This window comes from Mycobacterium sp. (assembly GCF_052144515.1).
Lineage (GTDB): Bacteria > Actinomycetota > Actinomycetes > Mycobacteriales > Mycobacteriaceae > Mycobacterium.
In genome coordinates this window covers 1-8891 of the sequence record NZ_JBKQQD010000051.1, presented here as the reverse complement: position 1 = coordinate 8891, position 8891 = coordinate 1, and the positions used below count along the sequence as shown (strand labels likewise).

Sequence of the window (8891 nt, the reverse complement as noted above, 5' to 3'; positions counted from 1 at the left end):
CTAGGCTGTGGCGCGTGGCGATCGCCATGATCGCGTCCATCTCGCAGGCCACGCCGGCATAGTGAACAGGGACGATGGCCTTGGTTCGCGGAGTGATGGCTTCTTCAATACGGGTTTCATCAATGTTGAGTGTGTCAGGCCGAATATCGACAAAAACTGGCACGCCGCCGCGCAACACAAAGGCGTTGGCCGTCGAGACAAAAGTGAATGACGGCAGAATGACTTCGTCCCCCTCCTCTACCTCCAGAAGCAGCGCCATCATCTCCAGCGCGGCGGTGCATGAGGGGGTGAGCAGCGCCTTGCGGCAACCGATCTGCTGTTCGAGCCAGGCATGGCAGCGTTGGGTGAAGGCGGCATCGCCGGCGAGGCGGCCGGAAGAGTGGGCTTCGGCGATGTAACTGAGCTCCCGTCCGGTCATGTAAGGCACGTTGAACGGAACTTTAGGATCCGACATTCGCGCCACCTCTCAATCACCAGACGGGATCGCGTGCCATCTCCGCGGAGACCAGAGAGGATTCGCGTGCAGTTCGTCGGGGTAAATCGGCGGAAGCCATCTAGCGATCTCCGCGAAATAGGAGGCCGTGCCGTCGTTGAATTCTAATGTCTGCCAGTGCATGTTGCCATTCCCGTTGGTCTCGACCATGTCGTATACGCTACAAGTAGCGCGCCACGCCCGGCGGACGTTTCGCGCAGAACCGAGGCAGAATTTCCTCTCTCGTTTTGCCGCCGAGTGAATGCTGGCACAAGTGGGGGATGAAGGTTGGTCAACACTGCTTCAATGACTATGGAGCTTTAAGCTTTGTCGTCGCGCGGCCAAATCCGTGGGAGCCCTTCCAGTGGGCTGATCAGTTGCTAGACCCAACCGCATACCCAGCTGCTGCGTTGGTGCCGCATGTGATCTTCGCGAGTCCCGCTGCGTGGCTGCATGCGCCGCTGCTGGGCCTGTTCGGCTACCTGCTTGCTTTGACTATCGCGGTCTTTACTCCGGCTGTCTGGGCGTCTCGGGGTTCACGTGGTCTCGAGCGGGTCGTGGTGTTTGTGGCCCTAGGCGCCGCGGCTATTCCAGCGTGGGTGGTTATCGATCGGGCCAACTCGACTGGATTTGTGGCGCCGATCGCGCTGGCCTTTCTGGTGGCGTTGCGCCGACGGCGGTGGGGGCTGGTGGCAATCATGGTAGTTCTTGCCGCGATGGTGAAACCACAGTTCGCCGTGCTCGCTGTCGCATTGTTCGCGGCCCGACAATGGCGGATGAGCGGCATCGCGCTCGGAGGAATGGTGATCTCCAATCTCGTCGGCGTACCTGCTGTGGTGGCGGGATTTTCCCGAAACAGTCGGACAGTCGATCCACAACATCCTCAACTACAGCAGTTCGTCCTCAACGCTTGTCGGGCCGTACAACGTGTCCTTTGGGAAGGGCGTCCTCTTGGCTACGTCCCGGACGGCTTTCTCGCGGGCCCGCGATCGCTGATCGGAGCCATCGTACTCGTCGTGGTCGTCGTCTGCGTCCTTGCTCTCGGGCGACGCATCTCCCCGGTGATGGTGTTATCGCGCTGCTGCCCACTCCCGCGCTGTTCCCACAGTAGCGTACCACTACTACCTCGTGTTCGCCTTACCGATCGCTGCGCTAGTGGCCCGGAACCCAGATGGGCCGCCAGGTTTGGGGATTTTCGACCGCACCCGCGAGCAGGGGTCGGGACCCCCGGTGACCGCCGTCGCGCAGTCGGCATCTGTGTGAGTCTGGCCGCTGCCTTCACTATTGCCCAGATCGCGCTGCCGTGGGCGCCGGTGCAGGTTGTCAACGCTATGCCGGTCGTCGCCACGACGGCGGGCCTGACGCCGATCCTCTGGCTGGTTGCGTGCGCGGCGATCATCGTTTCATACGCGCGAAGACCGGCTTCCTGCGCTTCGACGGACGCCCTCACCACATCCAGGCCGCGCGAATATATTTCGGTAGCCGCGTCTTGACCCTCACCTGGTTGCTGCTCATCAGAATTCCAATGTCGCGATGGGCCCCCTTCTCCCCGAGCAGCGACCTCCGACCCTTGTGGCCAGCCGGTGAGGTTCCTCCAATATGGGGCCGTCGGCAACCCCGACGTGGCCGTCGAGGTTGGCGAGATGCTGATGAAAGGTTGCCCTAGATCGCTTCGCTGATCGGCAGCCAACTTAATCCTGTTCTGGCCATTCACATCGGCGCTGCGCGTGGGTGTGCGCACACACGGAGTCCCTGCCTGCGCGGGGCGACGAAATCGCGCATCAGTTTTTTCGTTGCGGCTGCCTGCATTAAACCCGCCAAGGTGGCTTTCACGCCGACGGGCATGTCGCGTTCAGGCGCGACTTTCCCCCAACGATTAAGTCCCGACCGGATTGCGGCAGGCAGAGAGGCGTGTCGCCGAGCTCCTCCGCCACAAAAACGAGCTCGTTATGATATTCGACCGACTGCGGATTCTCGTACGTCGTGGCTATCTGGGCGCTCGGGCCTCGCCGCGCCAAGCATCCCTCCCCGGATGACAACCGCCGCGCGGAGTGCCCCTGCTCGCGGCCTCGGCTTTTGCCAATCTTATGGAGGTGAGCCGCTGCTACCGCGGGTGCCTCGGTAACGTGTGAGACTCCGGGCCCTATGACCTGTGGTGGCGGTGAGGTCAAGTCGAGTGTCATCAAATTGCCTTTGCCCCAGACTTTTCAGATGCGTCTGCCGGTCCTCGTGTGTCTGCTTGGCGCCCATTGATCCCTTCCACTTTCCGGGGGCATGGATATGGACACAATACCTCACTTTTGGTTCCCTGCACCGACAGGCCTCGAGATTCCGCCTGGCGCAGCGGGATTCGCCTCTTATGCGGGTTATGGCCAAACCCGGCCGGCCGCTTTGCGAATACCGCTCGATATTGCTCCATAGCAGGAGCATTGGGTTACACTCCCGCGTGGCTGGGTTGAGCGACCCTACTCTCGTACCGTTTCGCGCAGACCCGAGGAGAATGCACTGAACCGACGCCTCAAGGTGCTCCCGGATTTCGTCTCGGCGGTCCGCGACAGGGTCTCGGTGGTGGCCGGCCAAACCGAGCGCACCATTATGCTGGGCACCATCCTGATCGCGTCGGCGGTTTCGGGGGCGGTGTGCTTCGTTCTCACCCAGTACTATTCCGTCGACGTGATTTCCTCTCTCGCTTGGCTCCCGGCTGACTGCTTTCCCAATTGGGGGATGAAGTTTGGTCGACACTGCTTCAACGATTATGGAATGTTCGCTCTCGTCGGTGTGCTGCCAAATCCGTGGGAGCCCTACAGAACCACATACCCCGCTGGTGGATTGGTGCCGCTTATGATCTTCGCGGGTCCCGCTGCATGGCTGCATGCGCCACGGCTGGGGTTGTTCGGCTACCTGCTTGCTTTGACGATCGCGGTCTTTAGTCCCGCCGTGTGGTCGGCTCGGGGTGCACGTGGTCTCGAGCGGGTGGTGGTGTTTGTGGCGGTGGGTGCGGCAGCCATTCCGGCGTGGATGACAATCGATCGGGGCAACTCGGTGGGGTTCGTCGCGCCGATCGGCCTGGTGTTTCTGGTTGCGCTCTGTCGACGGCGGTGGGGCCTCGTCACGATCATGGTGGTCTTGGCAGCACTGGTGAAACCGCAATTCGCTGTGCTGGCTGTGGCGTTGTTCGCGGCCCGGCAATGGCGGATGGGCGGCATCGCGGTGGCCGGGGCCGCGATCTCCAATCTCGCCGCCTATCTGCTGTGGCCGCGAGACTTTCCCGCAACAATCGTGCAGTCGATTCACAACGCCCGCGACTACAGCAGTTCGTTCCCAATGCTTGTCGGGATAAATAACGTGTCCTTCGCGAACGGAGTCCTCCTCATCCCGGATCAGATCATGCGTATGAAGCTGGGCTATGTCCCTCCCGGCTTTCTCGCTGGCCCGCGATTGCTGATCGGAAGTGCGGTGCTCGTCGTGGTCGTCGTCTGCGTGCTTGCTCTTGGGCGACGCATCCCCCCGGTAATGGTGGGTATCGCGCTGTTGTCCGCCGCCTCGCTGTTTCCCGCGATGACAGGCCGCTACTACCTGGTGTTCGTCTTACCGGTCGCCGCGTTGGTGGCCCGGGACCCATATGGCCGGCCAGGATCGGGGATTTTCGACCGGCTCGCGGTCCTCGGTGACCGCCGTCGCGCGGTCGGCGTCTGTGTGAGTCTGGCAGCGGCGCTCACGATTGCCCAGATCGCGCTACCGGGTGGGCCGGGAGAGATTGACAAAGCTACCCCGGTCGTTGCCACGACGGCGCTCTTGGCGCCGATGCTATGGCTGATTACGTGTGCGGCAATCTTGATTTCATACGCGCGAAAACCGGCTTGCTGCGCTTTGGCGGACACCGTCCCCACATCCGGCCCCCGCGAACGGATCCCGGCAGCCTCCTCCTGATCGCTACCCGGCAGCTCGCCAGACGGATGCCGTCCGTCGAATCTTGAACGATGTCGTCGGCCGCCCCTCGGACTACCCCGATGTTGATCGAACGACTGCTCCAAATTGCTCCGATGATCATAAACGAAACTATTTCTTGCGCTGGTCCCTCAGGCTCGGTCGCAGAGGGGTGTGCGCGCTTACGGCAAGGCTGCGTTTGCGGAGGTAACGAAACCGCGCCACGCATCCGCTTCATATTGCGGCTCCCTACAATCGACCAGCCAGGACGGCCAGTCCGCGCAGGGCCATGTCTCCATCAGGCGCGACTTTCGCCGGACGATTAAGTCCCAACTGGATTGCGGCACGCACAGGGGCGAAACGCTGGGCTACTCCCCCGCAGAACAGCAGCCCGTCTGTACTTCGAAATCCGACATCCGCGGCGCCGTCGACGTACGGCGCGACGACGGACGCCACAAGCGCCCGCAGAAGGTCTTCGGCGCTATTAGCTTCCACGATGCCAGACCAGCCGCCCCCGTCGGCGCCGTGAAACGTCGGGTGGGCGCGCAGAATTCCGGGCCGCGCGGGTGCGGCGGCCGCTTCGGCGGCCCACCGCCATGCCTGCTCGTCGGTACGACCCCGTGACAACAGTGCGAGACCGTGCGTGAGCGCGCGTCCAGCCGGCAGGTGCGTTTTGGTGTGAAGCAGCAGTCCGTCAAAGTACGGGCGAGTTTGGCAGCGGTCCCCCGCATGCTCGCGAGAGATTCGGGCCACCTGGCCCCCGGTCGAGATGTTGAAGGCCGTCACTCCCTCGCCGATTCCTGCGCCGAGCAACGCCGCCTGCTGGTCACCCACCGGAGTGAAGACCGCGGCACCCGAAGCGCGGTGGACACCGACCGGCTCCGGCGTCCACGACACCCGCGGCAATGAGAGTCGGCCGCCGCCGACAGTTCCGGTGATCGGCTCGGACCACGATCCGGCTCTGAGGTCGAACATTCCGGAGGCGGCCGAATCGGTGATGTGCTGAACGAATTCCGGCTTGCCCGTCAGCGCCGTGGCCACCCAGGACAGCAGGCTGTGCAGGCGGAGACGACCATCGATCGCCGTCAGATCGGTCGCGTAGATGCCCGCTACCGGTAGACCGGACCGCAGCTCATTCCCGACGTCATGCCAGACCTCCGGCGGCTGTGTGTTGCGCAGTTGGTCCAGGTAGGTAATTCCGTTGCGCACGAGGAGGGCTCGGTTGTCCTGCCAGGTGATCAACGGTAACTGTGGGACGTTGTGGTCGTCGGTCAGCGTCCAGCCGTGCATTTGGCCGCTCAGCAGGATTCGCTCCGGATCCTCGGCAAGCGGCAAGGCCGACGCGATGGCCGCTTCGACCGCCGCTACGACAACCGCAGGGTCGACAATGCGGTATGGCCCCTCAAGCGAGGTGAATTGCGGGAACGGGAATTTGCTCTCCGCGACGATACCCTCGTCGGGGCGGGAGACTGCAACCTTGACGTAGGTGGCGCCGAGGTCAACGAGCAGCGAAGAGCGGTTCGCCATCCAGGTACTCCGAGACCTCGGTTACGAGTGTGTCGTCGAGGGGCTTCGGCACGATCCTCAGGTCGCCCTCGTCGTGCAGGACAGCAAAGTAAATGACGCCCTTCCGCACCTTCTTGTCGCGCTTGAGCGTATCCACCAGTTCGCGGGCTGACGGAATGGTTCCGATGGTGTATTCGGTGTTCGCGGCAAGAACCGCCCGCACCCGCGCGGCTGTTACGGGGTTCGTCAAACCCCATCGAACGCCAAGAAAGTTGATCAAGTCCATGCCCCACATCACGGCAATTCCGTGCGGAACCTCGTTGTGTGTAAGCGCTTCGAGCGCATGGCCGAAGCTGTGACCGTAGTTGAGCACTCGGCGCAGATCCGACTCGTGCTCGTCCTTCTCGATGACCTGGCGCTTGCTTTCCAGCGCCTTGCGGATCAACTGCAGCACCTGAGGATTGCGGTGGCCACCATTGCTTAACGCCTCGGTGAGCTCATCAAAGAACGCGCCCTCATTGGTGAGAGCGAGCTTGTAGATCTCGCCATAGCCGGAATCGATCTCGATCTCGGGCAGGCTGTTTAAGAACTCCGAGCAGATAACGACGTGGCTGGGTGAGTGGAACACACCGAGCTGATTCTTCAGGGGAAGCACGTTGATGCTGGATTTCGCTCCGATGCAACTGTCCGCCTGGCTGAGCAGAGTGGTCGGAACGAACGTCCAAGGTACCCCGCGGTAGTAGATGTGGCACGCGAAGGTGGCGACATCCTGTATGACGCCGCCACCGATCGCCACGATGCGCGCAGACCGGGTCGCCTTGTTTGCCAGCAACCAATCGACGAAAAGGCTTACGCCGGTTAGGGTTTTGCTCTCCTCGTCGGCTTCGATCCGATAGGTGGGGTGTTCCAGCAGCCCACTCAGCGCCTCGCCGTAGAGCTCGACCAGCGCCTCGTCGATGATCACGAAGGTTTCAGGGCCCGCGTCAACGAGCGCGGGAACCATCCCGACTTCAGCGACGAAGTCCACGGGGTAGTCACCCTGCTCCGACTTGATTATCATCCGATCCTGGGTCACACGCACAAGAAACCTCCGTCGATCGCGATGGATTGGCCAGTGATATAGGAATTCTCGGCAGACACCAGCCAGGCGATGAAGAGAGCAATCTCCGCGGGCTCGGCCAGCCGGCCTACAGGGATGCGTTTGGCCAGCGCTTGAAGCTGCTCCGCGTCGTTGTTCTGGTACGTGAGGTCGGTGAGCACGAACCCCGGTGCGACGCAATTAGCCAGCACACCGAAGCGGCCGTACTCCACCGCGACCGACCGCACCACTTCCTCGATCGCAGCCTTGGATGCGCTGTAGGCAACCCGGCCCAAGCGGGCGCGATGAGCGTAGACGCTTGAGACCGCGACCACCCTTCCGTAGCCGGCGTCCGCCATCCGGGGGAGCAAGCCTTGCAGGAGTTGAACATTGGACGTGACGTTCACCTGTTGCGTGCTTGACCAGTTCTCTGGCGAAAGCTGTTGCAAAGCCTCGGGATCGTTGATGCCGGCGTTCATTACCAAAATCTCGACCGCTTCGTCGACACCTGCGAGGTAGGCGACAACAGACTCGGGCACGGCGAGATCGAGTTCCTTGCGCCCCGGCCTTAATACTCGGATGCCTTTGGCCTCTAAAGTGTCAGCAACGCTACTGCCGATACCCCGTGCGGCGCCGGTAACAAGAGCTGTTGAAGGCACGTGCCTTCAGAACCCGCGGTCGCGGACGAGCGTCGATAGCTGGCCGGAATCGGTCACGCTCGTCGTCTCCTTCTTGCACCTGCCATACGCGACGCCGCTGGCGTGCTCAGTGGTGGTTGAGGACTTTCCAACGCGCGTCAAGCATCTCGATCCGCTTGGCGTCCTCTTCAGTGATGTGGCCGTAGTAGTCACGCTTGTTGAGCAGCCACAACAGCTCGAAATGCACTGCGTTGAGCAGGCCGTCAGCAATCGAGTTGAGCGTGCCCGCCGAACCGTCGAATACGACCTTACGGGTCTCGAAACGTGTCAGGTGCACCTTCGCAACCTCACGGATGGTGTCCAGTGTGTCGCTGGATATGGCACCGCCAAGGACCAAATCGAGACCGGCCGACTTAGCCTTCTCGGCAACGGTGGTCACATACTTGGTGATTTTGGGGCTGTTGATCGTCTCCCGGGTCTGGCCGAGCGATCCTGTGAAATCCACCCTGCCAAAGACGATGCCGTGCACACCGCGGTCCTTGTCGGCCAGCTCGAGCATGTCGTCAAGGTTGTTGTAACCCGTAATCGTCTCGAGGTTGAACAAGAAATCGGTGTCGAGTTCTTCATCCTCGTCGTAAACGGCGTTTTTGGCAGCGATGTACTTTGACAGCGCGTATGCCGACTCAACCATAGGAGCGACTATGTAGCGTACGCCGATCTGCTTGGCCTCCAACAGGTCACGCATCGCCTCGCAGCCGCCGATCTTGACGGTGAGCGGCAGACCCGCGGACCGAGCGATGTCGACGAGACGCAGCAGCTCGTCGATGCGCGTTCCTTCTGCCTCGAACTCGGCCTTGACGCTCACAACGCCGTGCTTTTCCTTACCCGCGCGCAGAATCTCGGCCATCTGCCGTTCGGTCTTGTTCACAGTGCCTCCCCGGTAGGGTCCCCAACTAAATCTGCAGAGTATGATCCCGCGTCATCCTGCTCCTCGGGCGGTTTTGAACAAAACTGCAATGGAAAAGCCGACTGTCTGAGGCCGGCTCGCGCCAATCTGTCGGCCACCCGCTGGCGGCAGCGCTTAACTCAGGGTTCAGACCTGCGGAATCGCAGCGCCAAGATGCACAGTCACGCGCTGCTCTACGTCGGCAGGCAGGTCGGGACTCATCCGGTGCAAAGGGTTGGACTTCATCGATCCATCGGGCTGCACGGCTGAACTGATCTTCGGATAATAGGTCTGGTCGGGGTCGATGGGCACCTCGATGAGCGC

The 8891-nt window shown here is 61.9% G+C and carries 6 protein-coding genes; 1 reads left to right on the top strand and 5 read right to left on the bottom strand.

Features of this window, described 5'->3' with window-relative positions:
* The coding region (locus ACLP9N_RS02590) for an aminotransferase class I/II-fold pyridoxal phosphate-dependent enzyme (RefSeq protein ID WP_442405929.1) at positions 1-454 on the bottom strand (454 nt) is incomplete at its 3' end.
* 2586 nt (positions 455-3040) lie between these two features.
* Here ACLP9N_RS02590 and ACLP9N_RS02585 point away from each other — a divergent pair.
* On the top strand, positions 3041-4402 hold the full coding sequence (locus tag ACLP9N_RS02585; RefSeq protein WP_442405928.1) for a hypothetical protein: 1362 nt from the start codon (positions 3041-3043) through the stop codon (positions 4400-4402).
* Between the two features lie 246 nt (positions 4403-4648).
* On the opposite strand, the gene ACLP9N_RS02580 is transcribed toward ACLP9N_RS02585, so the two are convergent.
* The 4 genes from ACLP9N_RS02580 to ACLP9N_RS02565 form a co-directional block, all read right to left on the bottom strand.
* Complete coding sequence (locus ACLP9N_RS02580) at positions 4649-5926, bottom strand: FGGY family carbohydrate kinase (protein ID WP_442405927.1); 1278 nt, start codon at positions 5924-5926, stop codon at positions 4649-4651.
* A complete protein-coding gene (locus tag ACLP9N_RS02575) occupies positions 5898-6932 on the bottom strand; it encodes a 3-dehydroquinate synthase (protein ID WP_442405926.1) in 1035 nt (344 codons plus the stop codon). The genes ACLP9N_RS02580 and ACLP9N_RS02575 overlap by 29 nt, the downstream gene beginning before the upstream one ends.
* 44 nt (positions 6933-6976) lie before the next feature.
* Positions 6977-7642, bottom strand: coding sequence for an SDR family NAD(P)-dependent oxidoreductase (locus ACLP9N_RS02570; RefSeq protein WP_442405925.1), 666 nt, complete (start codon positions 7640-7642; stop codon positions 6977-6979).
* Between the two features lie 106 nt (positions 7643-7748).
* Positions 7749-8549, bottom strand: coding sequence for an aldolase/citrate lyase family protein (locus ACLP9N_RS02565; RefSeq protein WP_442405924.1), 801 nt, complete (start codon positions 8547-8549; stop codon positions 7749-7751).
* Positions 8550-8891 lie beyond the last annotated feature (342 nt).